The organism is Frankia sp. CoWAU3, assembly GCF_977971855.1.
The window spans coordinates 2,576-3,330 of the sequence record NZ_CDWWXB010000026.1; the positions used below are offsets into that span (position 1 = coordinate 2,576).

The window sequence follows — 755 nt, forward strand, 5'->3', positions numbered from 1 at the left end:
GGCCCGGGCAACGGACCCCGGGAACGGTTGCGCGAGGAGATTGTCGGCGTCATTCTGGGCCGGCTGCGGGAGGAGGAGCCGCCCGGCCGGATGATCGACAAGATCTCCAACGCGGTCGCCGAGGAGCAGCGCCAGGTCGAAGGAACAATCTCCGCCCTCGCGGACGAACTCGCCGCGTTGCGGCTTCCTTCGCCCGCACAGGTTCACGACGAGCCACCGCACCGGGACGAGCCACCGCACCGGGACGAGCCACTGCGCCAGGCAGTTCCGCTGCTCGCGGTCGCCCTAGAGTCGATCTTCTCGGGATACCGGATGACCTCCGCGCGCGACAACGCGATCCGGCTGGCCACGGAGACCGTCGAGGCGCTGCGCGCCGCCCGACCGGACCACCTGTCGGCGTCGCCTACCGGTGCTTCCCGACCCGCCCGACTCGCCGTCACCGTGCGCCGCGTCCCCCGACCTGCCACGCCGCCGCCCGCCACACCGGAATCGGCCACCGCGCAGCCAACCGATCCGGGCTCAGAGGAACGGCGGCACCTGGAACGGCTGGAACGGGACGCGGGGAACGCCGTCATCCGACACGTCGCGGAGGCGTATCGGCAGGAGTGGTCGTACTGGGACGATCGTCTGCACCCGATCGACCGGCTGCTCGCCGCGTTGGGCGTCCCGCTGGGCATCTCCCTCAACGACGCGGCGTACGACCCTCTCGTCGATCCGCTCAAGTCACCCACCGAACTCCGCGAGCTCGCCGCGCT

The 755-nt window shown here is 71.3% G+C and carries 1 pseudogene; it reads left to right on the top strand.

The window, feature by feature from the left end:
• A pseudogene (locus AC08ON_RS04595) lies at positions 1-755 on the top strand (hypothetical protein); the annotation flags it as partial.